We start from the raw sequence: 25,270 nt of genomic DNA, 5'->3' as shown, positions 1-25,270 counted from the left end.
CAGCAGTAGGAGTTCTTAGCCCGCCCGGGCGGCGGCGAGGTGGGCGTCCACGGCGACGACACCGTCGACGCCCTGGCAGAGGCCCACGACCACCGGAACGAGGCGTGGTTCCGGGACGTGACCCCGAAGGGTGACGACCCCGTCCCGGACCTCGACCGCGACGGTGCCCTCGTCCAGGCCGAGGATGCGCCCCAGGACGTCCTGCTCGACCTCGCCGCGGATCTCGACATCGGAGCGGATGAACGCGTCGAGCAGGTCACTGCGGGTAACGATGCCGGTGAGCAGCCCGTCGTCGCCGACCACCGGCAGCTGCTTAACGTGCCGCCTGCGGAGTTCCCGTGCGGCCCGGGGGATCGTCCAGTCGGCGCGGGCGGTGAAGACGGGGCTGCTCATGAGCGCGCCCGCGGTCCGGGCCCGGGCCTTGCCCCAGGCACGCTCGTCGTTCCCGTCCTGACTCTGCGGCTCGGGCATGCCGGCCTCGTGCCGCAGCACGTCGGACGCGGACACGACACCGACGGGAGCACCGTCGTCGTCGACGACCGGGGCCGCGACGATGTCGTTCGCGTCCAGCAGGGCGGCGACCTCCTGGAACGGTGTGCTGGGGCGGACGGTGACGACATCCTCGGTCATCACGTCACCGACCGTGCGGCGGTACAGCATGGCATCGGCCTCCTCCGCTGTGCGACGGGGCGGCCGCGATCGGTCCGCCCGGGCGGACCACGCGCGGCGCGCCAGCCTCCGCGCCCCTGCCGGCTCGCCCACGCCGTCTTCCCTACCCATGACAACACCGCGCCGCTCCGGCGGCCAGTGACGTTCGGCCTGGCGGGGAGGGCCGGCGGTCCCACGGCCAGGAGTGCGACCGAGTGCGCGGTAGACGCTGGGCGCCCTTGCGCTTGTCGATGGGGACGATCAGGTCACCCCCCTGACCGCTCACTCAGCGTCAACTGCTCGTCGCCACGGCGATGGTCTGTCCGGAGGGCGAGAAGCCGGCTGTGCGGAATGTGGAGTAATCCGAGTGGAAGATGTGCCACCACTGATCTCCGTGCGGACCCGCGTGGGGCAACCCACCGTCGCAAGCAGGACACGCTCGTTCGGCCAGGCCGGGGTGACGACCTCCAGGGTCCAGCCGTCCGTGGTGGTGGTGTGCAGCCCTCCGCCGAAGAGCCCCGCGATGCGCACGCGGCTTCCGGTGATCGGCCCCAGTCCGGGGCAGGAGAGGTCGGCAACCGCGTCGGGGGTGCTGTCCTCGGGGGCGGGGTCGCGGTCCCTGGCGATCTTCTCGCCGGTGACGGCATCGAAGAGACCGTGACCGTCGTGGGAGACGACCATCACCAGATCGTGGCCGCTGGCGGGATGCGTCGCGAAGCCGATTCCGAGCAGTCCGCCGACAGGAACGCCGTATGCGTACTCGAAGACGGGCTGCCAGGGTTCAGGAGCGGGCACCACGGGGGCCGCGAGAAGCCGGTTCCGCATCGCCCGCTGGTACGCCGAGAGCTCGGGCTCACGCTCCGACTGCTCGACAGGAGCCGCCTTCTTCGTCCACTTCATCACGGCTCCATGATCCACATTCCGGCAGGCTCGCCCAACGGAGTTGATGCAGCCCAGCGCTCAAGCACGTGCCCTTGCCGCAAGAACGACCAACTCGCGGCCGTGACCAGCACCGTCAGCAGCAGGCCGAGGGTGTCGACGACGATGCTCCGCTTGCGGCCCACGATCTTCTTGCCCGCGTCGACACCCTGGCCGGCTGCGGGGACGTTGGCGGAGGTCTTGATGCTCTGTGAGTCGATGACGCAGGCACTGGGTTCGGCCTCTCGGCCTTCCTGCCTGCGGACTTGTCGGCGCAGGAGGCTGTTGAGCTGGTCGAAGACGCCTTCCTCCTGCCAGCGGGCGAAGTAGGCGTAGACGGTGTTCCAGTGCGGGTAGTCGTGTGGGAGGTAGCGCCAGGGGATCCCGGTGCGGTTCACGTAGAGGACCGCGTCGAGCAGGCTGCGCAGGTCGTGGTTCGGTGGACGGCCGATGTCCAGTCCGCGGCCGCGGCGTTGCCCGCCAGGCGGTCAGGACCGGCTCGACCAACTCCCAGCGGGCATCGGACAGATCGCTCGGATAACGACGGCGTTCAGGCACGATCCCGGACTACCCGCAGAGCCCAGGCGCGCGTGCCAGCGCTCGAAGCGCACGGCGCGTAATCCGGCGCCCTGGGATGAAACAGGAGCAGCCAGACCAAGACGCCCTCTTAATCAACCCTCCCGCAACGCAGATCGCATCAACCCCATCGCCTCCACCAGATCAGGCACGGATATCTATCTAAAGCACCTTAATGATGACTAAAACGCCCTCTCAGGAACTGCCAGGCCCGCGGTCGTCGGTGACTCACCCAAGGCGCTGGGTGATGCGTGACCACACACTGGGCGAGCCGGAGGGCATGGGGGCGGGCCGACGGTCGCGGAGCTGCTTCCACGTCGGCTTCGGGCAGCGTCCCTTGGGCCGGGCACCGGTGAACTTCTCGTAGGGCACCCGGCGCGGGAGAAGACCGATCTCGACCCAGTGGGCCTTACCGGAGGTGAAGTCCCAGCCGTCGTTGGGGATGCGGATGTGGTCCGCGCGGTCGTCCTTGTTCCGGCTGGTGATCTGGAGCACCTCGACGTGGCGGAGGCGGGGTCTCATGACCACGCAGTAGTGGGGCAGTTCGCCGTCCGAAGCCCGGAAGGGGACCAGAGCGTGCCAGATCTCGCCCGCGGCCGGGCGGCGCCGGCCGCCGTTGAGGCCGCCGTCCTCCCACCAGCGCGCCGCGCGGTGGCCGAGGAGAGCGGCGAGGCCGGCCGCCCCGCTCTGGGCCAGGGAGCGCGAGCTCCAGTCGGGTGAGTCGAACCAGGCCCCGGCCCAGGCGACGGCCGCCTGACTCAGGGCGACAACGGCCGCCGTCCGGGCAAGGAAGACCCACGGTGGGCAGGGGCGGGTCCGGCACGTGAACGCCGTCACGGCCGTGGCGGCCACGACGGGAATCCCGTACAGGACGGCGTACTGGTCGAGGCCGTGCACCTCCTGCGGAGGCTTCTGAGCGGCCATCAGGTCGGGCACAGTGGCCGGAAGCGCCAGGGCGTAGCCGACCAGAACCCACAGGTTCAGCTGCAGGTAGACCTTGACGGCGATGCCCAGGCAGGACGAGTTCGTACGACGGGACACGGATTCCTTCCGCTTCGTTCCCCGGCGGCCGGGTCAGGGCGCCTTCCAGAGGGTCAGTTCCGTGACGTAGTCGCGTGCCTTGTAGCCCGCGTCGTCCTTCTGGACGACGACGTCCTTGATGTTGAGCATCGCGAGGTTGTCCTCGTCGGTGACGGTGCACAGCACCGTGCCCGGGGTCAGCAGTTCGCCCTGGGCGTCGCCGTCGAGCTCGGAGGGCAGCGCGTTGGCCGCCGCGCCCTCGGCACACTCCTCGGGGGTGGTGCCCGCGCTCTTTCCCATGGTCGTCAGAAAGCGCAGGGTGTAGCTGCCGCCGAACTCCTCGTACTGCAGCTCGTTTCCCTTCCCCTCGCTGAGGGCGTTCGTGTCGATCTTCGGCGCGTCCAGGTCGACGGTGGTGTACGAGAAGCGGGTGTCGGTGAACTGGGCGCGCAGGGTGAGCGGCTTGTTCTTGAAGATCTCCGTGTAGTCGTTCGACGCCGCGTTCGCTGTGGGCGACGCGTCGGTGCTCGGCGTGGCGGTGGCGGTGGCCTGGGATCCGTCGGACGCCGACGAGGCCGCCCCGCCGCCGCTGCCCTTGGCGTCCTTGTCGGTGTCGTTGTCCTGGGTGAAGATCCAGGCGCCCGCCGCGACCACCACCACGGCCAGCGCGACCGCGCCGACGCTCAGCGGGGTCCGGCTGCGGGCTGGTGCCGGCACCGTTGGCGGGCCGGAGGGGTGCGGTGCTCCCTGCGGGGGCGGGGCGGCGGATCTGGTGGGCGGCACCGGGGGCGCCGGGGCATGGTGCGGCTGCTCGCCGGGCCGGGAAGCAGCTGTGGGTGTGTACCCGCCGGACGCCGCAACACCCGGCGGTGCAGTATCGGCCGCCGCCACGAAACCGGGAGGCGCGGTCGCGGCCGCCGCCACGGAACCGGGAGCCATGGTCGCGGCCCCCGCCGCGTCCTCGGAGTCCGGTCCGGGCTCCGTCTCGGTCTGCTGCCGGGCGAGTCTCTCCCGGTGGGCGATGTCCGCCGCGACGGGCGCGGGCAGCCAGCCGGTGAAGTCCCGCAGTGGCCGTCCACTCAACTTCTGGCAGAGTTCGGCCAGTTCGGCGGGCGTGGGCCGGGCGGCCGGGTCGGCGGCCAGCGCGCGTTCCAGGACGGTACGCAGCGGCTCGGGATACGCCGTCAGATCCGGCGGGCGGAACTCGGTGTTGGCGATCTTGGTGGCCAGGGTGATGGCCCCGGAGTCGCCGTAGGGGTGGCGGCCGGTCGCGGCGACGGCGGCGATCAGGCCGAGCGAGAAGACGTCGGTCGCCGGGGTGAGATCATCGCCGTTGGCGTGTTCCGGTGACATGAACTGGGGCGTGCCGATGAGCCCGCCGCTGCGGGTGAGCTGGGTGGCGTCGGCGGCCCGGGCGATGCCGAAGTCGATGATCCAGGGGCCTTCGGAGCCGATGAGGATGTTGCTCGGCTTCATGTCGCGGTGGATCACGCCCGCCTTGTGCACGGCGTGCAGCGCCTCCGCCGCGCAGCCGGTCAGCTGCAGCACCGCGGGCAGCGGGAGCGTTCCGTGCCCGGTGAGGATCTGGTCCAGGGCGAGGCCGGGGACATAGGTGGTGGCCAGCCAGGGCTGAGGGCCAGTGGTGTCGTGGTCGACGACGGGGACGATGTGGTAGCCCTGCACCCGGCGGGCGGAGGTCGCCTCCTGCTCGAAGCGGCGGCGGAACTCCTCGTCCTGGGCGTATTCCCGGCGGATCACCTTCAGGGCGACCGGCTGTTTGCCGCGCGTACGAGAGAGGTAGACGGATCCCATGCCGCCCTCGCCGATCCGGGCGAGCAGGCGGTAACCGGCCACCTCGCGCGGGTCGTCGGGGCCCAGCGGGCTCAACCGACCACCGATTTCAGCACTGTTCAAGGATTCAACCTTCCCGTCGCAGGCGTGATCATAGTGGCGCGACGCCGCCAGCGGTACACATCTGTGGAGATCAAGGAAAAACAGACAAGATCAAAGGGAATCAGTGAGGTTGGCGGGATTCATCCTGATGGCGGGGTGCCGACGGGCGGCCGTACAGTGACACCCTCTGCCATCGGACAGCGAGGCGTTCATGGAACATCACCTGGCCACGTCGGCGGAGCGAGCCGACTATCTGGTGGAGCTCTCCAACGTCGCCCGCGATACCTCCATCGGCCCACGCGGGCCGCGCTCCCTGCGCCGCCTCGGGCTGGTCCTGCGGGCCCTTATGGAGCTCACCAGGGATCCCGACGTCTCCGTCTACTTGGTCGCCGACAACAGCCTTCTGGGCGGGCACCGGGAGTTCGGCGACCAGGCCGAGGTCCGGCGGCTGCGGGGCTGGGTGGCCGACGGGCTGGTCGAGGAGGTCGACGACGCCGACGAACGCGTCCTCGAACTGGCCCGCATGACCGCGACCCCGGTCATCACCGGCGACCAGTACGTCGACCACCGCGCCGGACACCCGTGGATCCAGGGCAACACCTGGCAGTTCCTCAGACCCGAAGCCCGCCCCGACGGATCCGTCACCCTCGTCGCAATGGACATGGGCGTGCGCTCGGCGGCCGAGATCTCCCGCAAAATGGAACTGTCCGCGCTGAAGAAACAGGGCCTCCTCGGGCCCTCCAGGACCCCGCTGACCGACGTGATCATGCAGAGCTGGCGCTGCCCGGAGCCCCGCTGCTCCCTCTACGACATCCGCCGCGGCAACCGGATCCTGCTGCCCCGCATGCGGCGCGGCGTCCCCACCTGCGAGCTCCACGGCACGCCCTTGGAGAACGATGGCCCGCGCCTGGGCACCACCCAGCTCAAAGCCGTCATCGACGGCACCTGCGTGGCCCGCTACACCCTCGACGAGGGCTCCGAAGCATACGTCGGCCGACTGCCGGGTCCGGCGGGCATCGCCCTGCACAGCCTGCTGTCCCCACAGGTCGCCCAGCAGGTCAGCCGCAGGCATCTGGCAGTCTCCGCCCGGAACGGAACGGTCCTGATCCGCGACATCAGCACCTACGGCACCCGGATGCGCCGCACCGGCAAGCGCGGCGGGTTCGGCCCCTGGGAGGCGCTGCCCCCGCAGACCGACCGTCCCTTCCGCCCCGGCGACGAGGTCGAACTCGCACCCGGCGTCGTCCTCACGCGCAGCGGCCGACGCTTCCCCGCCGAACTCGCCGACGCCTGGCGCACCCAAGCCGCCCACACCCCGATGACGACCATCGCGGCAGCGCCCACCCGCCGGGCCTGACCACCGCGATCGACTGATGGGTGATCCGCCGAGGAGCGAAACGGCCGCGGAGGCAGGGGTGTTCACGCCTCCTCGGTGATGAGCAGCTGGGCCCGTTCCACAACCACCTCGGCGAGGACCACCCGCACTCCAGGAATGTCCCGGTGAGCGGGCCGCGGAGCGAGGAGTGCGGTAAGGGCTCGGCACAGGCCGTCCTCGTCGCCCTTGAACGGGTTGGTGAGCGGCGACTACTCGTTGCTGACTGCAGATGAGAAGCTGCGCGAGGTCCAGAAGCTGTCCCACCGGCTGAACTTCCCTCTCCGGGGTGGATTAGCGGGCGTCGGCGAACTGCGGCCTGCGGGCCGGTCGTCGGGCTGGGCATGGAACCCATCGACGAACAGCACATGGTGCAACCCGGCCTGGTAATCCTCGATATCACCGCCGCCGACGAAGCAACCGCGCTCGCCGCGGTTGCCGAGCTGGACCGGCTGTGGGCGACCTCCGGCATCGGGGTGGTGCGGCGGGTACCCGGTGGACTGGGGGTGAAGGCGCGGCTGTACGCGCATTTACGGCGGTGTCCCGCGGCGCCGCCGCGTGGTGATGACGCTGTACCGTACGCGGCCCTGCTCGGGGCTTACTGGCTCGAGCAGGGCCGGGAGGACCCAGACGTCGCCATGCGGGAAGGCGGGTAGAGCCCAGATGGTGATGGTCGTGCGCGCGGCGGTGACCGTTTCCTCGTCACACTCTTCGCCGCAAGGGCGCGGGCCGGGCGGACAGTGGCCGCCGCCGCAGACACCAGGCGTGCACCGGCCGGCCGGAACCGCCCGACGTGTCCTGCAGTCCGCCGGCCCCGGACACCGCCACTCCCCCGCCATCGCGCACCCGCGTACGCCGGACGGCGCGCCCGGCCCGTGAAAGGGCCGGGCGCGCCGCCGCGTCACAGTGTGCGGGCGCCGTCCTCAGCAGTCGCCGGCACGTGGGCTTGAGCGTCAGTGCTGGCGGCGCTCACCGCGGTCACCCCAGTCACCGCGGTCCCGCGGTCACCGCGGTCACCGCGGTCACCGCGGTCACTGCGGTCGCCGCGGTCACTGCGGTCGTTGCGGTCGTTGCCCCAGGAGGCCTCGTCGACGAAACGGTCGCGGTCGTTGCGCAGGGTGGCGGTGTCGGAGCGGTTGTCCCACACGTAGTTGCGGCGGTCCTGGAAGAGGTCGGTGCGGGTGTCGCGGCCTTCGCCGGTGTGGATACGGACGGTCGCGCGGCCGGCCAGGCGGTAGGAGTCGAAGGTGTAGGTGTGGCCGTCCTCGTCCGACAGCGTCCATCCGTCCAGGTTCACGCTGCGGCGGGCGGTGTTGGTGACCTCCACCCACTCCCTGTTCAAGGAGCGGTTGGAGCGGTCGTCACGGCCCGGGGAGTCGTACTGCACGTCGCTGATCTGGACACGCGGCTGGTACATGCGTGCGTCGGCAGCGGACGCCGGCAGCGCCACCGCCCCGACGACAGCGGCGGCCACGAGCGCGGCGGAGGCCAGACGGCGGGTGGTTACCTTCACGGAAACGGACACAGAGTCCCCCTCATGTGCGGGCACGTCCCGCACACAGACGAAAGGGCTGTGCGCGGGGGTAGTGCGGGTGCGGGCGGCGGCCGGCTGGCCGCACACCCACACCTTGACCACCAGGCCGGGCCAAGTGAACGCGACGTGAACCGTGTTACAGATCGTCCATATTCCTGTGACTCTCACCTGCAACATCCATCTATGCCCCACAAGCGCCCAATTGACGCTTCGTCGGGCCGGGCGCCGTTGCGGCGACCGGCCCGTAGCCTGCGTCCGCCACGATGCGCCACCCGGCACCACCCACGCCATCACCCGAAAGTGAGTAACAACCACCTCATTCCGGGAGAAAGCGAATCCTGGAAACGGTCGGAACGGTCACGGCCTCGCCGCTCGGCGGGTTGCCGAACATCGGGAAGTGGCCGGGCCGGCCAAACCGCCAAGGGAAGTCACCACTCTGGGTACGTAAAGCGCCCTGCCGCCCTACCCGTAGCGGCATGCCTCCGCCGGCAACGCCTGACCTTCGTGTGGTTCGCACCGGCTGGCTGGTACCTGCCATCCCGCTGTTTACGGACCACACCCCGTTCCGGCGCAGCGTCCGGTTTCCCCTCCGCTCGGGTCCCCTACTACGCCGTACGAGTGACTGTCCCCGCGCGGCGCCGTCTTTCGGCCGCGTTGGTCGGGAAAACGGATGAGCCGCCGATGACGCCGTCGGCGTGACGTCTCCTCGCAGCCGCAACCAAGCCGGGCCATGCGCGGCTCTCCTCCCGCATACCCATCCGCTGCCGGTGAGGAGACCGACATGACCGTCACCCTTGGACATCACACGCCGCAGACCTTCGCAGACCCCTACGCCGCCGATCCGGCCGAGACCGCCTGGCCCGCCCCGGCCGCACACGGGCAGGACATGGACTACCTGCTGCCGCCGCCCAACCCCGCGGAACGTCTCAGCGTCCTTATCGACCCGCGCGACCAGCGCCGCCTCGATCTGCACGCCGTTCTGACCGCGGCCGGCATCCCGCCCCGTCCCGGAGACCGCGAAGCCATCGACCAGCTCAGCGCCCTGCCCGCAAGCATCAACACCACCCTGCAGCGCTGGCTGCACCACACGACATGAGGCATCCAACAGCGCGAGGGCCCGTCCACGCTGTGCACCGGCGATCAACGAAGCACAGGTGGCAGTACCAGAGCTGGCCGTGGTGGACGTCGCAGCCGCCGATGACGCATCCACGTTCGCGGTCCAGGAGCTGCTCGCCGCACGGTGGGCCACCGCGCCGGCGGACCGTACGACCCGGGAGGCCGGCGAGCCCGGCGTGCGACGTCGCTGCTTCCTGGACCTGCGCCAGGAGCCCGATTCGTAGGATCGGAGAAGCAGCTGCCCAGCGGCCGTGGACCAGGTGAACGTTCCTCGATCCGGGCCACAAGACGGCCGCCGTGGTCAGGCACTGCGCGATCGGCGTCCCGACGTCTTCTTCGCCACCGTCTTCCTGGTGGTCTTCTTCGCGGCGGCCTTCTTGGCCGGCTGCTTCTTCGTGGTCTCCTTCGCCGGCAGGTCGTGCACTGCGGCTTCCGCGCCTTCGCCGCGGGAGGCCTTGACCTGCTGCACGGACTGGGTCAGGGCGGCCATGAGGTCCAATACCTTGCCCGGCTCCCCGGGCTCCGGCGCCTCGGGCAGCTCACGGTCCTCCCGCTTCGCTTCGATGATCTTCGCCATGGCGTCGGTGTATTCGTCCTGGAACTCCGGCCCGTCGAGATCCTCACGGCTCATGCTCTCCATCAGAGCGAGCGCGCCCTCGATCTCGTCCTCCGTCAGCTCCACGGGCGGCGGCAGCAGCTCAAAAGGGTGTGCTCGGCGCGGGGCTGCTCATGCCCTCGATCAACGGCGTCGGCCTGCGTTCACTCAAGGCGCCAGGCACGGCGTACGACGATGAAGTACTCGGCAAGGATCCGCAACCGGACCACATGCGGGACTACGTCCACACCGAGCGCGACAACGGCGGCGTCCACATCAGTGACTCCACCCACGACTGAAGTCGCGGGCTTCCTGCGTCGGTGGCTAAGCACCGTCGCAGAGGACCAGCCCGGCCCTGTAGAGCACGTTCAGTGCGCCCACGCGGTCGGCGTTCTCCACCAGGCCGCACTTGACGCACTCGAACTTCGCTTGGGTGACGCGGTTCTCCTTCGCCACGTGCCCGCATCCGCCGATCTCGGGTGGGCACGTGCGGGAGGTGTTGCGGGCGTTCACCGGGATCACGCGGCGAGCGGCACTCTCAGCCTTCTGCGCCAGGATTCCCAGGAAGATGCCCCAACCAGCGTCCAGGATACTGCGGTTGAGTCCGGCCTTCGCAGCGGCTCCGTTCGGGAGGAACGCGCCTTCCTGCTCGGGGTCGGGCTTGGGCGCCGGGGCCTTGGTCATCCCGGCTGTGTTCAGCCTCTCATGCCCGATCACGTCGTGTTCGCGGACCAGGGCGAGGGCTGTCTTGTGGTGGTGGTCGAGTCGTTGACGCCGGATCTTCGCGTGCAGCTTCGCGACCTTTCGCGCTGCGGCGCGGTGCTTCTTCGTCCGGCGCCGGGTGCGCTTGGGGAACGTCGAAAGGTGCTGCTGCGCGGCCGTCAGTTCTTCGGCCATCGCCTCCAGGAACTTCGGGTTCTCCTGGTGGACTCCGCCCGAGTCGGTGAAGAAGTGCACGGTGCCCATGTCGATGCCGACGATGCTGCCGGTTGCGGGCAGAGGCTCGGGCGGAACCTCGTCGCAGACCAGCACGACGTACCAGCGTTTACCTTCGCGCTTGATGCTGATCGTCTTGACCCGGCCGCGCACGGGCCGGTGCTGGTGCACGCGGACGTGACCGACTCCTTGGAGACGCACGCGGGTCTGCGGATCGTGCGGGGTGGAGTCCCAGCGGCAGCCGTCGCCGTCCTTCGCAAACGTGACGGTGTCGAAGTGGCCAACGCCCTTGAACCTGGGGTAGCCGGGTGTCAGACCGGCCTTCACGCGCCGGAAGAAGGCTTGGAACGCCTTGTCCAGGCGCCGCAAGGTTGCCTGCTGGCTGGAGAAGGACCAGCATCCATGACGCTCCGGATCGAACGCCCGGATCTCCTTGAGCTGCGCGGACTGGTCGCCGTACTTGACGCTCGTCTTCGAACTGTGCCGGTAGGCATCCCGGCGTTCCTGCAACGCACCGTTGTAGAGCGAGCAGTGATCACGAAGCATGTCCCGAAGGGCCGCTTCCTGCCCGACTGTCGGCCTGAGAAGGAACTTGTAGGCCCGCATCAAGAGCGGGCCTCCTTCTTCCAGGGGCGTTCCCACTGGGTGTTGATGTACTTCTCCACGGTGGCCGCGCTGACCGCGCCAACCGAGGCGGCGAAGTACGACGACGACCACAAAGTGGGCATCCGCGACTTCAGGTGCGGGAACTCCGCTCGCAGTACGCGGGAAGTGAAGCCCTTGAACTGGTTCGCAACGTACGAGGCGGACGATTTCGGGTCGTGCTTGACGAACAGGTGCACGTGGTCCGGCATCACCTCAAGGGCGATGATCTCCCACCCGCGCTCGTCTGCCTTGTCCCGGATCAGTTCGTCCAGACGTTCCGCGACCCGGCCGCCGAGGACCGGGCGGCGGTACTTCGGGCACCACACCACGTGGAGGCCGAGGTCGTACACGCCGCCGGAGAATCGGCGAACATTCCTGGTCACAGTCACACGATCACTATACACATGCCGCAGGTCTAGCGCGGCAGAAGGGCGGTACAGGTGAACAGTGCAGATCCGTGCACAGAGTTGAGGTCAGAGCAGCCCAGAGAAGCCATTCCCCACCCCGCTAAAGCGGGGCGTCCCCTGGCTAGATCCTGATGGCGGCATCCCAACCGAGCCTTCTACCTCGTTGCCGCAGCCCTGGGTGGCAAGGCATGGGAGCGTGCCGGCCGCATCTGGTGGGACGCGCTCATCTCCGGCGAGGTCGGGCAGACCCCCCTCTTCACTGACTGGGCCCACCTCACCGTCCAGACCGCCGTCGCCCGCTACGGCGAGGACAGCGAAGAACACGAGGCCGTCCTCACTGCGTGGGATGCCGTAGGCGTGTCCAACTGAAGTCCGGCCACGTCATGGACAGCAACCCGCCGCCTCTGGACGCCTGGCCCAATGCTCGTTGTTACGGTGCCCGTGGTTGCCCTCGCCGTGGCGTCGACTCCTTCGGCGCGGATTTCGCCAGCCGTCGAGTAATCCGTATGGCGGCGGTCGTGCGGCGGCGGTCGTGGGGCAGGAGGAGGATCGGTTGGCAGGGGGAGCCTCGCTGTGACACTTACGGAAAGGCGGAACCCATGCCGAAGTACCTCTTCAGGGCCAAGCTGACCGTGGACGGACTGAAAGGCCTGCGCGCGGAGGGTGCCATCGCTCGCCGCGAGGTCATCGAGCGGATGGTGCAAAGCGTGGGCGGCCGGCTGGAGTCGGTCTACTGGGCTTTCGGCGAGGACGATGTCTACGTCACGGCGGACCTGCCGGGCAACACCGCCGCCGCTGCCATTGGGATGGCCACAACGGCGGCGGGCGGGGTCCGCACGAGCACGGTGGTGCTTTTGACGGCCGATGAGGTCGATGAGGCCACCCGACAGCAGGTGGAGTACCGGGCGCTCGGCGCCTGATGGGCCAGCGCTTGCGTGGATGTGGAGGCGGCCGCCGCGCTTGCGAGGCTGGCCGGACTGGCGGCGTTGCGTGGAACGGCACCCGGCAAGACTCGAAACCAGGGGTATGTACTGGTAGGAGCCGTTGTTCGATTGGTCTGTATCCGTGCCACGCACTCTCGGATCCGTCACGGTCCGTAGCGGTCAAGCCGGTGGGAATGGAAAACCCAGTCGCTGTTGACACAAGGTTCCTGAAACCCTGACTGGCATGACTCCGGACCCCGTCGACCAGGCTCGACGTCTTGCGTGTGACCGTTTTCCCGATGCCCTCGTCGTGATCCTCGCCGGGTCGACGGCTGCGGGGCGGGCCACTGCGAGCAGTGACCTGGACATCGCGGTGCTCGTCGGGGACGGTGGCGAGACCTGCCGGGAGACGATCCGGTTCGAGGGACGTGTCGTGGAGCTCTTTATCCACACCCGTGCCGGTCTCGTGGACCTCTTCGCAGCGGACTTTGCCTCACGTCGTGCTGTCCTGCAGAGCATGTATGCCACCGGTCTCGTCCTGGTAGATGCGAATGGTGAGGCCGGGCGTGCCCGTGCCCTGGCCGATGCGGACCTCCGTGATGGTCCGCCGGCGCTGGAAGCGGAGACGGTCGAGACGAAGAGGTATGGACTGACGGATGCGCTGGATGATCTCGCCGACGCTGGCGACCAGATCGAGCGCCTTGCGGTGGCCGGGTTCGTTCTCAACACCGCGGCCGATCTACTCTGCGACTACCACCACGCATGGATCGGCGGCGGGAAGTGGCTGCCGCGGCGTCTTTTGGAGGCGGACGCAGAGCGTGGGACCGCCCTGCTCAAAGGGCACCTGCACCTGTGTAAGTCGGGAGACCCAGGACTCATGATCGACGCGGCTTCCGGGATCCTCGACCTGGTCGGCGGGCCTCTTCGCGAGGGCTATCGCAGGACCTGGCGCGGTGTTATCGAATCGGTTGCTGCTGTCTCCGGGCGTTGACGGGTTGAGGCCGGTGACGGCATCGGTGGCTATCGAGTGTGGTCACCGGGGGCGTACTTTTTCCAAGTGCCTCCGGCTTGGGCTGCGACGGCCTCGGCGTGAACGGTGTGGTAACCGAGCATCCCCGCGACGACCGACGGCGGTGCCTGAAGGACGAGTTGCCGCAGGGTGGCGGTCCGGCCGTTGAGGGTGGGGACGCCTGCGGCGGTGAGTCGCTTGCCGAGGGTGGCGGGGTCCACGGGCTGTCCAGCCCGGCGTCCGGGGAAGAGCCAGTCGCTGGCGGGAAGCGTGCCGCCTGGCCGGTTCGGGCGTCCGTCACGTATGTAGCCGAACAGTAGGTCGGCGAAGGGTTCGGGAACCGGTGTGGGTGGATCACCCAGGAGGAGTGCGACCTGGTCACCGTCGCGCTGGACGTCGTGGACGGTGAGCCGGACGAGCCGACGGACGGGCTGGGCATAGAGGAGGATCAGGGCAGCCGCGATCCGTTCCATGAGCGGGAGATCGTCGCTGGTCATGATCTTGCGGATCAGGGCGATGCGATGGTGCTGGCTGATCGGGGCCGGGTTCTCCGTGCGGATCGTGGGGGCCTTCAACCGGGGCATGACCTGGTGGTCCATGCTCCAGCGCAGGAACGCTTGGACGACGCGGCGGGCGGTGGCGTCCTTGGCGAACCAGGCGTCGAGGTCGGTCTGGGTGCACTCGCCGACGACGCGGTCCCGTTCGGCGAGCCAGACGAGGAAGGCGGCTGCCTGGATGAGCTGGGTGCGGGCGGTTTTGACGGCTCCGGGTCCGAGGAGCCGCTTGGCGGCGGTGGCCCGGAGCTTGCGCAGGAGGTGCCAGGTGGCGAAGCGGTTCAGGAGCTGGCGGTGTTCGGCGTCCTCGATGGTATTGAGCCATTCGGGCAGTCGGCGTTCGAACAGCAGGAGGTGCCGGTCGCGGTGCGGCAGGACGCCGGTGTGCATGAGCAGGTCACGGACGTGGGCGACCGACCGCCAGGGCGAGAGCGTGCTCAATCCCTCGTGGGTTAGGGGGACTTCGCCGTGGGCGAGGGCGCGCAGGATCTTCTGGACGTGTGGCTTGCCAACCCAGGTCAGACATCCCTTGGGACGGGGCGCGGACCTGACCTCGTCGAAGAACGGTACGAGTTCGGGCCGGACGCGGCCGGCGCCGTCGTCCAGGAGTTCTTCCAGCCGCTCGGCCAGGACGCAGTTTCCGCATACTCCGAGCAGGTAGCGGCGGGCCTCTCGGCCGCAGCATTCGCAGTGGAATTCGCCCAGGCCGCCCGCGCAATCGGTGCACCACCGGCCGCCGTGCGGTGCGATGCCCGGGGTGAGCCGGTCGACACCGCAGCCGACGCACTGCCCATAGGTCTCCAGCGCGTGGTCGTAGCAGGCGGAGCACAGGTAGCCCTCGGGCCAGTGGGCGGCTCCGAGACGGACGGTCCGGTGACAGCGCGCGCAGAACAGGTCTTCGGGCCGGACCCGAGTGCGGCTCATTTCTCCGGGCGGACGCGGGCCCGCTTGGGCCGGACCGTGGCCGCGAGGTCGACCACGTCGGCGCCGCCGGAGGCGGCGGTGCGGCGCGGGGCCGCGTTCTCCGCCTTGGTGGCGATCAACTCGGCGGGAGTGACGTCGAGGATGTCGCAGAGAGCGGCGAGGACGGGCAGGGACAGCCGCTCGGGTGTCTGGGTGACCAGCCGCCAGACCTGGACCGAGGACAGCTCGATGCCGCGGTCGGCCAGTAGCGGCGACAGGTCGGAGGCGACAAAGATGCCACGCGTGGCCATTACCTCGCGCAGCCGCCACTGGTAGCTGACCTGGCGCTTCATCAGGCTCTCCTTGCCGGCCGCAGCGCGGCCTCCATCGTCGCGTCCAACGCTCTGCGTAGGGTGCGGGTGCGGAAGTCGGAGGATACGCAGGTGTAGATCGCGGTCGTGGACGCGTAGTCGTGACCGACTTGCTCCTGGACGAACCGGGCGTCCCAGCCGTCCTCGATCAGGTGGGTCACGTACGACCTTCGAAAGGAGTGGAAGTCCAGTCCCTTGTCCAGGCCGAGCGCGTCCCGGTAGGCGGCGAAGCGGGTGTTCATCTGGGAGAAGCCGATGCGGGCCGAGCGTTCCGAGGGCCACAGAGCCCCGGCGTCGGAAGTGGCGAACAGTGGCCGGACCTCCTCGTTCCACTGCTGGAGGATCTCCGCCGACCAGTCCCAGACTGTCAGCACGCTGCGGCGCTTCGGGGGCGATCCCTTCTTCGCCTTGCCGTGGCGGATGTAGCAGACGCCGTAGTCGCCGAACTCCGAGCCCTCGGGGTTGCGGCCGAAGTCGACCGTATCCAGCATCCGGGTCTCGTTGCGGCGCAGGCCGAAGGCGTACGCGGTCTTGAAGAGCACTGCGTCACGGAACGCGGGCAGCCAGCCCTTGCGGCCCCGGCCGCGAACCTTGGTGACCTGGTCGTCGGCGTAGTCGAAGAACGCCTGCAACTCGTCCTGGGTGAAGGGCCTCTTCGCCGCGTCGGCTTCGGCGTCCTCCACGTGCACCGCGGCGTTCCACTCGTGCACGACCTGTATGGGATGGGTACCGAAACGGTCTTCGCAGGTCGCAGCCCAGCTGTAGGCGGGGTCGACGGCGAACTCGCAGAACGAGCGCACGGCGCCTTGATTGTTGCGCAGCGTGGAGCGCTTCAACCCGCGGACCGCCCGAAGATCGCCCATCCACTCGTCGAGCATCTGCGGCGACCAAGTCCATGGGAAGGCGTCGGCGTGCCGAGCGAAGGCCTGCACCGTCTTCTCCCGGCCCTCGATCGTGGAGAAAGCCAAGTTGCGCGCCAACTGCTGGTTGCGCCAGCCATCCAGCATCGCGGTGAAGACCTGCTCGTCGGGCCGCAGCAGCGGCAGATCGCTGACCAGATGCAGCCCCGCTGCCCCCGGTGCGAGGCTGTTCCTGCTCATCAAAAGCACTCTCCGTCACTTACATCAGACGAAGGGGTCTTTCATCAGATGTAAGTCGATCGCAAACGTGCAGGTAGGAAGCCTGTCCGTGGCGGCGTCAAGGGCTACGGGAGCGATCTGCCCGATTGAAGGGACCGCATAAACTGAGGCCCTGGCCTGCGTCGATGGTCGGCAGAACCTCCGATGTGCTGCCCGACTGCAGTGCTGCATCAGATGAAATTGCGGCCGCTTAAACTGGATACGTCAAAGGGACAATGAGTTGATCTCGAAGTCCTGAGTGGGCGTTCACATAGCGTTTTTTCGGTATGCGAGTTTTGCCCATGTCCTGCTTTGGGTGTATTCACCAGGTAGGAGCTATTCGCACTCTGCAGGGCCGAGCACGCGACTGTCCGTCTCCTGCGGCTTCATACCCGAAAACCCGTCTGATTTGAAAACACCACAGAATCGCCCGAGTTCCAGCGGAACCCACCCCTCCGCCGTACTCATGATCACGCTACGCCGTGAGCGAGCGCAAGCCGTACCCAGCGACCTGTCCGACGCCCGATGGGCCCTGATTGAGCCGACGTTGACGGCCTGGAGAAAGGCCCGCCTCGAACGCCGACGGGACAGCCGGCCAAAGTCGAACTGCGCGACGTATTCGACGCACTCCTCTACATCAACCGCACCGGAATCCCCTGGAAGTACCTCCCGCACGACTTCCCGGGCCACGGCACCGTCTACTTCTACTACGCCGCCTGGCGCGACGAGGGAATCCTCGCCCAGCTCAACTACGACCTGACCGGCCTGGCCCGCGTCAAGGACGGCCGCAAGCCCGAACCGACCGCCTCCGTGATCGACACCCAGAGCGTGAAGACCTCCACCAACGTACCCCTGACCAGCCAGGGAACCGACGCCGCCAAGAAGATCGTCAGCAGGAAACGCGGCATCCTCACCGACACCATCGGCCTCATCCTCGCCGTGACCGTCACCGCCGCCAGCCTCTCGGAAAACGCCCTGGGAATACGCCTCCTCGACCAGGCGAAGGAGAAGTACCCAACCATCTCCAAGAGTTGGGTCGGCACCGGCTTCAAAAATGCCGTCATCGAACACGGCGCCCGCCTCGGAATCGACGTCGAAGTAGTCAACAGAAACCCGGATAAGCGCGGATTTCACGTCGTGAAGAGACGCTGGGTAAGAGCTGTCCCGTAATGATCGTGCGGAACCGCACTGCAGACTCTGTCGATTGGTCCTGGAATCAGTCCAGGCCGGTCGCCCATGCCGTCAGCGCGGCGAAGTCGTTGTTGGCAAGGCCGGATCGGGGGTCGACCCGGTGCAGTAGCGCGGGACCGTCGTGGTGCTCGTTCACCCAGGCACGATCCGCCTCTGTGATCTCGTCGTCGATCCAAGCGAACGCCCGGCCTTTGGCCCACGCGACGATCTCCGGCGTCTTCCAGAACACACCGCCGCCGGGCTCGGCGCGCGGCGAGGACCAGGCGATGAAGGGCAGCTCGGGCAATCCCAGTACCGGTGCGACGAAGGCGTTGGCTTCTTCCTCCCACGTCGTCGCCCACACCAGGTCGAAGGGAAGCGCGTCCAACGCCGGGCCGTGATTCGGGTTGAGCCACACACGCAGCGGTTTCACCGGCTTGTTCGGCAGCCCCCACTCTGTCAGCCGACGCCGCTCGGCGGTCTCCCAGCGCGGCGTCAGCAGCCGGTGCGTCTCGTATCCCTCGGGACGTCGATGCGGCTTCGCGGCATACGGATTCAGCGGTCCGTCCACATCCACCAACAGCACTGGACGCACCAGCCCACCTCCTGATCCTGACCCGCACGGTACCGGCCGATGAGGAGACCGCCCAGCGAGATTCCGGCAGGCAGCGATCTCCAGTACGTCGGGGCTCCGGGCGGATGGGACGATCTTGCGGTGTCTGGTGTCATCACGGCGTCAAAGCCGTCCTGGATAGCCCCGTTCACCGGCCTGAGCCCGCGTCAGTTCGGCAAGCTGATCACCGCGCTCCGGCGCGAGGGGGCAGATCCGATACGCAGGGGCCGGCCGTGGAGCCTGCCGCTGGAGGACCGAGTGCTGCTGGTCGCCGCGTACTGGCGGACGAACCTGACCCTGCGCCAACTGGCGCCGCTGTTCGGGGTGTCCAAGTCCGCAGCCGACCGGATCATCGACCACCTCGGACCCGCGCTCGCCCTCCAGCAACGCAAGCGGTTCCGCAAGGACACCGTGCTGATCGTGGACGGCACCCTGGTCCCCACCCGCGACCATCAGGTCGCCGAGCAGTCGAAGAACTACCGATACTCCACCAACCACCAGGTCGTCATCGACGCCGACACCCGGCTGATCGTCACGGTCGGCCGCCCGCTGCCCGGCAACCGCAACGACTGCAAGGCGTGGGAGCTGTCCGGCGCCAAGGACGCAGTCGGCCGCACCACGGTCATCGCGGACGGTGGCTACCGCGGCACCGGACTGGTCATTCCGCACCGCCGCGAACCCGGCCAGGGCGAATTGCGGCCTGGAAAGAGGAGCACAACGCCTCCCACCGAAAGGTCCGCGCCCGCGTCGAGCACGTCTTCGCCCGCATGAAGACCTGGAAGATCCTCCGCGACTGCCGTCTCAAAGGCGACGGCGTCCACCACGCCATGCTCGGCATCGCACGGATGCACAACCTCGCACTTGCCGGGTGACACAGGAACAAGCAGGTCACCCAGCACACCAAAGATCATTTACGGGACAGCCCTTAGTAGAGCGAAGTATGGGTTGGATCATGATGCACCGCCGTCTCGCCCGCGACTACGAGACCCTCACTGCCAGTTCCGAAGCCATGATCCACATCGCCTCGATCGACAACCTCGCCAAACGCATAACGGACGAGACCACACCAACCTGGCGAGGAACCTACTAGGGCATACAGGGCAATGCGCCTAGATCAAATGCCCTCTCAAGGCCCCAGGAAGCCTGCGCCCAGCGGCGTTCGACTGCGGAGCATTGACGACATGCTGCCCACCGTGCTCTGCCGGGCGAACGGCGAATCGGTCGAGCAGATCCAGCCGACCTGACCATCTCCACCGGCAAGCGTGCCCCTTGGCCAAGGCGCGCGCCTCCGCGACAAAATCGGTGCTGACCGCTGACCGCGAGCGCCTGGTCGCCGCCCTCTTCGACGGCGACTCGACGGACGAGAGCACGCCTGTCGCCGCTGGCGCCGGTCCAGAGTGGTAACGGCTGTTACCATCCTGGTATGGCGAAGACACAGTTGGGCGCGCGCGTGGATGAAGACGTCGCAGAACTCGCGAAGAAACGCGCAGCCGACCTTGGACTGAGCATCGGCGACTACCTCGCCCGGCTCGTGCAGGATGACGCCAGCGGCCTGCACGCCCGCGCGGTCGACGCAGCCGCCCGCTTCCTGGCCGAACACCAGAGCGTCTTCGACGAAGCCGAGGACGCCCAGCAGGCACCGCGGGGAGGACGCGCGGCCTGATGGATCTGAACATCGATGTGCCCTGGATCCTGCAGGTCGCCGAGGCGGCCGGAGCGAACGATCCGGCACCTGACGACTACGGCGTTCCCATTTCGGCGGTGGCCCGCCACCGGGCCGAGCTGTTCGAGCAGGCCGTCTACGACGGCCCCTACGCCAAGGCCGCCGCCCTGGTGCACACGCTGGGCCGGTGCCGCTGGCTGGAGCGCTCCAACCTCGCCGTCGCCGCGGCCACCGGCGTGATGTACCTCGAGGCCGCCGGAATCACGGTCAAACCCGCCCGCGAGGACGCCATCGACCTCAAGGACCTGCTCCTGGACCCGGCCTGCACCGCCGGGAAGATCGCCGCCCTGTTGCGGGCCTGGCCCACCACCACCTGAAACGGCTCGGTGGCCCGCCCCACCTGGACGCTGTTGGTCATTTCCGCCCCCCAGGATCTGATCCGGCGGGGCGGAGTGCCGCGAAGGGCGAGACGCGGGTGCGGGCGAGCGGTCTGCCGGTGAGCCAGGCGTCGAGGCGGGCGAGGTTGACGGCTGCACCGGTGAGGTGGTGCTGCAGTCGGTCCTGGCGAGTCCGCGGTAACGGGATCTCCGTAGGCCGAAGGCCTGGACGCCCTGGGAGATGGTGCCTTGCTGGAAGGCGGCGTCGCCGGGGCGGGGAACGCGTGAGCGCCGACTTGAGCGGGTCGACCGCGCCCAGGCCCTGGTCGCGGCCCCGGGACTTCCCCCCATTGGCCGTTCCCCACCGCTCGGACGGGCGACTACGGTTCGGCCATGGACGAGCTGACCAAGATCTTCCATCACGCCGCCGAGCACGCCGCGGCCTACCGCCGCTCGCTGCCCGAGCGGCCGGTGGCACGCCCCGTCGACTACACAGCCCTGCGCGCCGCGTTCTCCCGCCCCTTGAACCGCTCGCCTGCCGACTCGCTTACGGTGGTCAACGAGTTGGTGGCCGCTGCCGAGACCGGACTCGTCGCCACCGCGGGGCCGAGGTTCTTCGGGTTCGTCGTCGGCGGGGCGCTGCCCGCGGCCACCGCCGCGGAGATCCTCGTCGCCGGGTGGGACCAGAACGCCTTCAACGCCGCGCTCTCGCCCGCCGCCCTCGCCGCGGAGGAGGCGGCGGGCGGCTGGCTCAAGGACCTGCTCGGCATCCCCGCCACGGCGTCCACCGGGTTCGTCACCGGCGGACAGGCAGCCAACACAGCAGGCCTTGCGGCAGCCCGGCAGCACCTACTCACCGAGGCCGGCTGGGACGTCGGACACAAAGGGCTGGGCGGCGCCCCACGCCTGCGGGTGGTCGCGGGCGCGGAGCGCCACGCCACTATCGACCGCTCGCTGCGGCTGCTCGGCCTCGGCACCGACTGTCTGGAGTCGGTCCGAACCGATGGACGCGGCGCCCTCGACACCGACGACTTGCGCCGTGTGCTGGCGTCCGACCCGGACACGCCGACGATCGTCTGCACCCAGGCGGGCAACGTGAACACCGGCGCCTGCGACGACCTCCGTACCGCCTGCGACCTCACCCACGCCCACGGCGGCTGGCTGCACGTCGACGGCGCCTTCGGCCTGTGGGCCGCCGCGAGCCCGGCGACCCGCCCCCTCGTCGACGGCGTCGAGTTGGCCGACTCCTGGGCCTGCGACGGCCACAAGTGGCTGAACGTGCCCTACGACTGCGGCTACGCCTTCTGCTCCCGACCCGCCGTCCACGCTGGCGCCCTGTCGTACACCGCCTCCTACCTCACCAGCGCCGACGGCACCCCGGCCGGCGGCGCCGACTACACCGCCGAGTCCTCCCGCCGCGCACGCGGATTCGCCACCTGGGCAGCGCTGCGCGAACTCGGCCGTGACGGCGTCGCCGAACTCGTTGACCGCTGCTGCTCTCTCGCCCGCCGCTTCGCCAGCGGCCTGTCCGATGCGGGCTTCGAGGTGGTCAACGACGTGACGCTCAACCAAGTCCTCGTCAGTTTCGGCGACGACGCCCGCACCGACCAGGTCGTGCAGGCAGCGCAGAATGACGGCACCTGCTGGGTGGGCGCCACCACCTGGCGCGGCCGGCGCCTGATGCGCATCTCAGTGTCCGGCCACGCCACGACGGAGGCCGACGTCGACCAGTCGATTGCGGCGATCGTGCGCCTGGCACGGGCGTCGTAATCTTGGCGGCACTCAGTAGGCCAAGGACGCACCACGCTTGAGTGGGACGCCATGACCCACCACGCCGCCGTCGTCGACCCCATCGGCCGGCACCTGGGCGACGCTCAGTTCCCGACCACGAGCGACGGCTACCGGGCCCTGCTGGCCTGGCTGCTCTCCTTCGGGACCGTACTCGCCGTCGGTGTCGAAGGCACCGGATCGTACGGCACCCAGCTCGCACGTGTCCTCGCCGCCGCCGGACTGCACGTCTTCGACATCAACCGGCCCGACCGGCGCATGCGCCGCCAGCTGGGCAAGTCCGATCCCATCGACGCCTATGCCGCCGCCGAGGCAGTCGCCTCCGGACGCGCCGGCGTCGTCCCCAAGACCCATGCCGGCGCCGCCGAGGGACTGCGCATCCTGCACAACGCCCGCACCTCGGCCATGAAGGCCCGCACCCAGGCCATCAACCAGATCCGCAGCCTCCTGGTCACCGCGCCCGACGCCGTGCGCAGCCAACTGCGCGGCCTGGCAGCAGCAGAACTGATCAGCGTGTGCGCCAGACTCCGGCCGACACCGGACCTGGCCGACCCCACCGCTGCGGCCAAGTTCGCCCTGCGCCGCCTTGCCCGCCGCTACCAGGCCCTGACAGGTGAAATCGATGACTACAACGTGGAGTTGACCGCGCTCGCGGCTCAGGCCGCGCCGATGCTGCTGGCCGTGAACGGCGTCGGCCCCGAGACCGCAGCGCGCCTTCTGGCCGCGGTCGGCGACAACTCCGAACGGCTGCGCTCCGAGGCGGCCTTCGCCCATCTGTGCGGCGTCGCGCCTCTACCTGCCTACTCCGGCCGCCGGGACCGCCACCGGTTGAACCGGGGGGCAACCGGTCAGCCAACGCGGCCCTCTACCGGATCGCGGTCGTCCGCATGCAGCACGACCACCGCACGCGTGAGTACGTAGCCCGACGCACCGCGCAAGGACTGCAGAAGAAGGACATCATCCGCTGCCTCAAACGCTACATAGCCCGCGAGGTCTTCAGGGCGTTGACCTGCACCAACACCGCAAAGGCCGACCTCACGCAGGCGGCTTGACAGGAGATAGGAGCTTCTCCGGTTGTTCAAGGCGACTTGCGAGGTCACCCCGTAAACCGGAGCTTCGTTGCGTACGTGACGCCCCTCCAGGAGATCACCAGCCCGCCGTGACCAGCGACGCCACATGATCAACCCGACTTTGAATCAGCCCTGGGCCGAGACCTGAGTCAGGGCAAGGGACACCGGTTGCACAATCAACAGATTGAGGCAGGTGCTCCCTTCGAGGCGCTGATGGATCTCTTGGACGCCTCGGCGTTGGCACCGTGCGCGCGGCCTCACACGGTCCCGGGCAACATGCGCCGTCTGTGCCAGGCCCGTTTGCGGCCGGAGAGCAGTACACCGCCGAGGCAAGGCGTTACCCGGTCGACACCCACCGTCCAACTCGCCCCGCACGGCGGGCAGCTCGCGACGACGCCGTTCTTCACCGCCTCGGTCCGCACCCGCGTACGCCGCATCCGCCGCCAGTGCCGCGAGCGGCACGACGAAGCATCCGCGAACCTGTGCGGTTACAGCACTGGCCGACACCGTATCCGCCTCGTTACCAACGGTGATCTCTGACGCCCTCGACGATGAGGGAGATGCCGATGCCCAGCGTCCAGACGTCCTTGGCCAGCGCGGTTCCCTGCTCAGTGGGTTGCAGGCTGCCCTCCTTGCGCATGCCCGGCGCGCGCAGGTACAGCCCGAGCGTGCCGGCAGAGAACGCGGTCAACGCGGCTCCGGCAACAGCGGCAGGGACCACCGGCAGAAGCAACGCGGCGGCAACGGCAATCTCCCCCGCAGAGAGCAACCGGACGAACTGCTGAGCATCGAGCTTGCCCAAGAAGGGGTAGGCGGTGGTGGTGAACTGCTGCAGTCCCTCAGCGGTGGCCTGGTCCGCGCCGCGTTTCGACAGCGCGGAGTTGAGGAAGAACGTGCCGACGGGGAGCCTGAGCGGCAACTGCCGCGCTGCGGATCGCCAGATGGAATCGGATGCCATGCCGAGCCTCCCAAAGTGGGCAGTTGGCCACTGGAGAAAGACCGTCGGCCTACGAAGCACCGACCGAGTCACAGAACGTCACAGTTCAAGGCGAAGCGACACCACTTCTCAGCGCGTCGCGCAGCACTGCGACAGCCTGGGCAACGGCCGCACGGGTGGCATGGGTGTCGCTGAGGGGGTTGAGCATCATGAAGTCGTGGGTGATGCCGTCGTAACGGACCGTGGTGATGTCGACGCCCGCGGCGCGGAGCTTGGCCGCGTATGCCTCGCCCTCGTCGCGTAGGACGTCTGCCTCGTCGACAAGGAGGAAGGCCGGTGGGAGATCGGCGAGCTGATCGAGGTCGGCCTTCAGGGGAGAGGCGGTGATCTCGCTGCGCTGCGCGCGGTCGGGCACGTAGGCGTTCCAGAACCATTCCATGGCCTTGGCGGTGAGGAAGTAGCCGGTGGCGAGATCGGCGTAGGACTTGGTGTTCATTTCGGCGTCAGTGACTGGGTAGTACATGGACTGATGCACGAAGCGGACGTCGCTGCGTTCCTTGGCCATCAGGGCGAGAGCAGCCGTCATGTTTCCGCCGACCGAGTCGCCCGCTACCGCCATGCGGTCCGGATCGAGGCCATGGGCAGCGCCTTCCCGGACGATCCACTGAGCGGTGGCGTAGCCCTGCTCGATCGCCACCGGGTAGTGCGCTTCGGGAGAGCGGGTGTACTCGACGAACACGACCGCAGCCTGCGCCCCGTCCGCGAGCTCGCGCACCAGTCGATCATGGGTGTCGGCGGTGCCCAGAATCCATCCACCGCCGTGCATGTAGAGAATCACGGGGAGGGGCGGAGCGGCGCTTCGCGGCCGGATGATGCGGACACGTACATCGCCGACATCGGCAGGAACGGTGATCCACTCTGAGTCGACCTCGAGCTTCGCGATCGGTTCCGCTTGAAGGTCGTCCAGCACCCTGCGGGCCTTCTCGGGCCCCATTTCGTACAAGAACGGCGGCTGGGAGGTGGCATCTGCGAACTGCTGGGCTGCGGGCTCCAGAACGATGGAGCCAGAGGGAGCGGTCATGACGAGCTCCGTGAGGTCTGGGGCTGCTGAGAG

Annotated in this window: 23 protein-coding genes and 8 pseudogenes; 15 read left to right on the top strand and 16 right to left on the bottom strand. The window is 68.6% G+C overall.

Translation table 11 applies throughout. The annotated features are described in order from the left end of the window. Positions 1 to 15 precede the first annotated feature (15 nt). The 5 genes and pseudogenes from QFZ76_RS49175 to QFZ76_RS49155 form a co-directional block, all read right to left on the bottom strand. The gene (locus QFZ76_RS49175; protein WP_307679759.1) at positions 16 to 660 is read right to left on the bottom strand and encodes a CBS domain-containing protein; all 645 of its coding nucleotides are present in this window, start codon (positions 658 to 660) and stop codon (positions 16 to 18) included. Between the two features lie 280 nt (positions 661 to 940). Further along, positions 941 to 1,548: pseudogene (locus QFZ76_RS49170) on the bottom strand (hypothetical protein). 38 nt (positions 1,549 to 1,586) lie between these two features. After that, positions 1,587 to 2,124, bottom strand: a pseudogene (locus QFZ76_RS49165) (IS5 family transposase); the annotation flags it as partial. 246 nt (positions 2,125 to 2,370) lie between these two features. Then, positions 2,371 to 3,183, bottom strand: a complete 813-nt coding sequence (locus QFZ76_RS49160) for a hypothetical protein (protein ID WP_307679758.1) — start codon at positions 3,181 to 3,183, stop codon at positions 2,371 to 2,373. Positions 3,184 to 3,216: 33 nt separating this feature from the next. Then, on the bottom strand, positions 3,217 to 4,974 hold the full coding sequence (locus tag QFZ76_RS49155) for a protein kinase (RefSeq protein ID WP_373464581.1): 1,758 nt from the start codon (positions 4,972 to 4,974) through the stop codon (positions 3,217 to 3,219). Positions 4,975 to 5,266: 292 nt separating this feature from the next. On the opposite strand from QFZ76_RS49155, the gene QFZ76_RS49150 reads away from it, so the two are divergent. After that, positions 5,267 to 6,412 carry an FHA domain-containing protein gene (locus QFZ76_RS49150; protein WP_307679756.1) on the top strand — a complete coding sequence of 382 codons (1,146 nt, stop codon included), beginning with the start codon at positions 5,267 to 5,269 and terminating at the stop codon, positions 6,410 to 6,412. A gap of 359 nt (positions 6,413 to 6,771) precedes the next feature. Then, positions 6,772 to 7,083 (top strand): DUF6207 family protein, encoded by a 312-nt coding sequence (locus tag QFZ76_RS49145; protein WP_307679755.1) that lies wholly within the window; start codon positions 6,772 to 6,774, stop codon positions 7,081 to 7,083. 245 nt (positions 7,084 to 7,328) lie between these two features. On the opposite strand, the gene QFZ76_RS49140 is transcribed toward QFZ76_RS49145, so the two are convergent. Then, positions 7,329 to 7,952: a lamin tail domain-containing protein gene (locus QFZ76_RS49140; RefSeq protein ID WP_307679754.1), complete on the bottom strand. Its 624-nt coding sequence runs from the start codon at positions 7,950 to 7,952 to the stop codon at positions 7,329 to 7,331. A gap of 790 nt (positions 7,953 to 8,742) precedes the next feature. Here QFZ76_RS49140 and QFZ76_RS49135 point away from each other — a divergent pair. Next, the gene (locus QFZ76_RS49135; RefSeq protein WP_307679753.1) at positions 8,743 to 9,057 is read left to right on the top strand and encodes a hypothetical protein; all 315 of its coding nucleotides are present in this window, start codon (positions 8,743 to 8,745) and stop codon (positions 9,055 to 9,057) included. A 43-nt stretch (positions 9,058 to 9,100) separates the two neighbouring features. Continuing rightward, complete coding sequence (locus QFZ76_RS49130) at positions 9,101 to 9,301, top strand: DUF6207 family protein (protein ID WP_307680366.1); 201 nt, start codon at positions 9,101 to 9,103, stop codon at positions 9,299 to 9,301. Positions 9,302 to 9,378: 77 nt separating this feature from the next. Here QFZ76_RS49130 and QFZ76_RS49125 read toward each other — a convergent pair whose 3' ends face one another. Next, on the bottom strand, positions 9,379 to 9,759 hold the full coding sequence (locus QFZ76_RS49125; protein WP_307679752.1) for a hypothetical protein: 381 nt from the start codon (positions 9,757 to 9,759) through the stop codon (positions 9,379 to 9,381). A gap of 29 nt (positions 9,760 to 9,788) precedes the next feature. On the opposite strand from QFZ76_RS49125, the pseudogene QFZ76_RS49120 reads away from it, so the two are divergent. Beyond that, positions 9,789 to 9,953 (top strand): annotated as a pseudogene (locus tag QFZ76_RS49120) (M4 family metallopeptidase); the annotation flags it as partial. A gap of 43 nt (positions 9,954 to 9,996) precedes the next feature. Here the strand turns inward: QFZ76_RS49120 and QFZ76_RS49115 are convergent. Both QFZ76_RS49115 and tnpA read right to left on the bottom strand, forming a co-directional pair. Continuing rightward, positions 9,997 to 11,217, bottom strand: a complete 1,221-nt coding sequence (locus QFZ76_RS49115; RefSeq protein ID WP_307679401.1) for a transposase — start codon at positions 11,215 to 11,217, stop codon at positions 9,997 to 9,999. Beyond that, positions 11,214 to 11,636, bottom strand: coding sequence for an IS200/IS605 family transposase (tnpA, locus tag QFZ76_RS49110; RefSeq protein ID WP_307680337.1), 423 nt, complete (start codon positions 11,634 to 11,636; stop codon positions 11,214 to 11,216). Before tnpA ends, QFZ76_RS49115 begins: the two co-directional genes overlap by 4 nt. A gap of 177 nt (positions 11,637 to 11,813) precedes the next feature. On the opposite strand from tnpA, the pseudogene QFZ76_RS49105 reads away from it, so the two are divergent. From QFZ76_RS49105 to QFZ76_RS49095, 3 genes and pseudogenes are all read left to right on the top strand, one after another. Continuing rightward, positions 11,814 to 12,029: pseudogene (locus QFZ76_RS49105) on the top strand (M4 family metallopeptidase); the annotation flags it as partial. Between the two features lie 230 nt (positions 12,030 to 12,259). Further along, a complete protein-coding gene (locus tag QFZ76_RS49100; RefSeq protein ID WP_307679751.1) occupies positions 12,260 to 12,580 on the top strand; it encodes a GYD domain-containing protein in 321 nt (106 codons plus the stop codon). A gap of 247 nt (positions 12,581 to 12,827) precedes the next feature. Next, a complete protein-coding gene (locus tag QFZ76_RS49095) occupies positions 12,828 to 13,574 on the top strand; it encodes a nucleotidyltransferase domain-containing protein (protein ID WP_307679750.1) in 747 nt (248 codons plus the stop codon). Positions 13,575 to 13,603: 29 nt separating this feature from the next. Here QFZ76_RS49095 and QFZ76_RS49090 read toward each other — a convergent pair whose 3' ends face one another. The 3 genes from QFZ76_RS49090 to QFZ76_RS49080 are packed head-to-tail and all read right to left on the bottom strand — an operon-like array spanning position 13,604 to position 16,520. Then, entirely contained in the window at positions 13,604 to 15,070 is a 1,467-nt protein-coding gene (locus tag QFZ76_RS49090) for a hypothetical protein (protein WP_307679749.1), read from the bottom strand. Next, complete coding sequence (locus QFZ76_RS49085) at positions 15,067 to 15,402, bottom strand: helix-turn-helix transcriptional regulator (protein WP_307679748.1); 336 nt, start codon at positions 15,400 to 15,402, stop codon at positions 15,067 to 15,069. Before QFZ76_RS49085 ends, QFZ76_RS49090 begins: the two co-directional genes overlap by 4 nt. Then, positions 15,402 to 16,520 carry a tyrosine-type recombinase/integrase gene (locus tag QFZ76_RS49080; RefSeq protein ID WP_307679747.1) on the bottom strand — a complete coding sequence of 373 codons (1,119 nt, stop codon included), beginning with the start codon at positions 16,518 to 16,520 and terminating at the stop codon, positions 15,402 to 15,404. The genes QFZ76_RS49085 and QFZ76_RS49080 overlap by 1 nt, the downstream gene beginning before the upstream one ends. 500 nt (positions 16,521 to 17,020) lie before the next feature. On the opposite strand from QFZ76_RS49080, the pseudogene QFZ76_RS49075 reads away from it, so the two are divergent. Then, positions 17,021 to 17,693, top strand: a pseudogene (locus QFZ76_RS49075) (IS5 family transposase); the annotation flags it as partial. A 61-nt stretch (positions 17,694 to 17,754) separates the two neighbouring features. Here QFZ76_RS49075 and QFZ76_RS49070 read toward each other — a convergent pair. Then, positions 17,755 to 18,306 (bottom strand): HAD domain-containing protein, encoded by a 552-nt coding sequence (locus QFZ76_RS49070; protein ID WP_307680365.1) that lies wholly within the window; start codon positions 18,304 to 18,306, stop codon positions 17,755 to 17,757. 117 nt (positions 18,307 to 18,423) lie between these two features. Between QFZ76_RS49070 and QFZ76_RS49065 the strand changes: the two are divergent. The 4 genes and pseudogenes from QFZ76_RS49065 to QFZ76_RS49050 all read left to right on the top strand — a co-directional run bounded on the left by QFZ76_RS49065 (position 18,424) and on the right by QFZ76_RS49050 (position 20,361). After that, positions 18,424 to 19,193: pseudogene (locus tag QFZ76_RS49065) on the top strand (transposase). A 53-nt stretch (positions 19,194 to 19,246) separates the two neighbouring features. Beyond that, a pseudogene (locus QFZ76_RS49060) lies at positions 19,247 to 19,411 on the top strand (IS5/IS1182 family transposase); the annotation flags it as partial. A gap of 333 nt (positions 19,412 to 19,744) precedes the next feature. Continuing rightward, positions 19,745 to 19,984 carry a hypothetical protein gene (locus tag QFZ76_RS49055; protein WP_307679746.1) on the top strand — a complete coding sequence of 80 codons (240 nt, stop codon included), beginning with the start codon at positions 19,745 to 19,747 and terminating at the stop codon, positions 19,982 to 19,984. Next, the gene (locus QFZ76_RS49050) at positions 19,984 to 20,361 is read left to right on the top strand and encodes a fic family toxin-antitoxin system, toxin component (RefSeq protein ID WP_307679745.1); all 378 of its coding nucleotides are present in this window, start codon (positions 19,984 to 19,986) and stop codon (positions 20,359 to 20,361) included. The genes QFZ76_RS49055 and QFZ76_RS49050 overlap by 1 nt, the downstream gene beginning before the upstream one ends. A gap of 37 nt (positions 20,362 to 20,398) precedes the next feature. Here QFZ76_RS49050 and QFZ76_RS49045 read toward each other — a convergent pair. After that, positions 20,399 to 20,613: pseudogene (locus QFZ76_RS49045) on the bottom strand (transposase); the annotation flags it as partial. Positions 20,614 to 20,754: 141 nt separating this feature from the next. Here QFZ76_RS49045 and QFZ76_RS49040 point away from each other — a divergent pair. Both QFZ76_RS49040 and QFZ76_RS49035 read left to right on the top strand, forming a co-directional pair. Then, positions 20,755 to 22,131 carry a pyridoxal-dependent decarboxylase gene (locus QFZ76_RS49040; protein ID WP_307679744.1) on the top strand — a complete coding sequence of 459 codons (1,377 nt, stop codon included), beginning with the start codon at positions 20,755 to 20,757 and terminating at the stop codon, positions 22,129 to 22,131. A gap of 51 nt (positions 22,132 to 22,182) precedes the next feature. Further along, on the top strand, positions 22,183 to 23,070 hold the full coding sequence (locus QFZ76_RS49035) for an IS110 family transposase (RefSeq protein WP_307679743.1): 888 nt from the start codon (positions 22,183 to 22,185) through the stop codon (positions 23,068 to 23,070). A 669-nt stretch (positions 23,071 to 23,739) separates the two neighbouring features. On the opposite strand, the gene QFZ76_RS49030 is transcribed toward QFZ76_RS49035, so the two are convergent. After that, on the bottom strand, positions 23,740 to 24,177 hold the full coding sequence (locus QFZ76_RS49030) for a hypothetical protein (RefSeq protein WP_307679742.1): 438 nt from the start codon (positions 24,175 to 24,177) through the stop codon (positions 23,740 to 23,742). Between the two features lie 85 nt (positions 24,178 to 24,262). Continuing rightward, positions 24,263 to 25,237: an alpha/beta hydrolase gene (locus QFZ76_RS49025; RefSeq protein ID WP_307680364.1), complete on the bottom strand. Its 975-nt coding sequence runs from the start codon at positions 25,235 to 25,237 to the stop codon at positions 24,263 to 24,265. Between the last annotated feature and the right edge of the window lie 33 nt (positions 25,238 to 25,270).

It is taken from the genome of Streptomyces sp. V4I2, from assembly GCF_030817655.1.
Lineage (GTDB): Bacteria > Actinomycetota > Actinomycetes > Streptomycetales > Streptomycetaceae > Streptomyces > Streptomyces plumbiresistens.
Note: the sequence above shows the minus strand (reverse complement) of the source record. Positions and strands in the feature narration are given on the sequence as shown.

Coding starts and splice junctions, on each gene's coding strand:
- QFZ76_RS49175 (WP_307679759.1), bottom strand. CDS start 660: ATGCTGTACCGCCGCACGGTCGGTGACGTGATGACCGAGGATGTCGTC.
- QFZ76_RS49155 (WP_373464581.1), bottom strand. CDS start 4,974: ATGGGATCCGTCTACCTCTCTCGTACGCGCGGCAAACAGCCGGTCGCC.
- QFZ76_RS49150 (WP_307679756.1), top strand. CDS start 5,267: ATGGAACATCACCTGGCCACGTCGGCGGAGCGAGCCGACTATCTGGTG.
- QFZ76_RS49145 (WP_307679755.1), top strand. CDS start 6,772: ATGGAACCCATCGACGAACAGCACATGGTGCAACCCGGCCTGGTAATC.
- QFZ76_RS49135 (WP_307679753.1), top strand. CDS start 8,743: ATGACCGTCACCCTTGGACATCACACGCCGCAGACCTTCGCAGACCCC.
- QFZ76_RS49100 (WP_307679751.1), top strand. CDS start 12,260: ATGCCGAAGTACCTCTTCAGGGCCAAGCTGACCGTGGACGGACTGAAA.
- QFZ76_RS49095 (WP_307679750.1), top strand. CDS start 12,828: ATGACTCCGGACCCCGTCGACCAGGCTCGACGTCTTGCGTGTGACCGT.
- QFZ76_RS49090 (WP_307679749.1), bottom strand. CDS start 15,070: ATGAGCCGCACTCGGGTCCGGCCCGAAGACCTGTTCTGCGCGCGCTGT.
- QFZ76_RS49085 (WP_307679748.1), bottom strand. CDS start 15,402: ATGAAGCGCCAGGTCAGCTACCAGTGGCGGCTGCGCGAGGTAATGGCC.
- QFZ76_RS49080 (WP_307679747.1), bottom strand. CDS start 16,520: ATGAGCAGGAACAGCCTCGCACCGGGGGCAGCGGGGCTGCATCTGGTC.
- QFZ76_RS49055 (WP_307679746.1), top strand. CDS start 19,745: ATGGCGAAGACACAGTTGGGCGCGCGCGTGGATGAAGACGTCGCAGAA.
- QFZ76_RS49050 (WP_307679745.1), top strand. CDS start 19,984: ATGGATCTGAACATCGATGTGCCCTGGATCCTGCAGGTCGCCGAGGCG.
- QFZ76_RS49040 (WP_307679744.1), top strand. CDS start 20,755: ATGGACGAGCTGACCAAGATCTTCCATCACGCCGCCGAGCACGCCGCG.
- QFZ76_RS49035 (WP_307679743.1), top strand. CDS start 22,183: ATGACCCACCACGCCGCCGTCGTCGACCCCATCGGCCGGCACCTGGGC.
- QFZ76_RS49030 (WP_307679742.1), bottom strand. CDS start 24,177: ATGGCATCCGATTCCATCTGGCGATCCGCAGCGCGGCAGTTGCCGCTC.
- QFZ76_RS49025 (WP_307680364.1), bottom strand. CDS start 25,237: ATGACCGCTCCCTCTGGCTCCATCGTTCTGGAGCCCGCAGCCCAGCAG.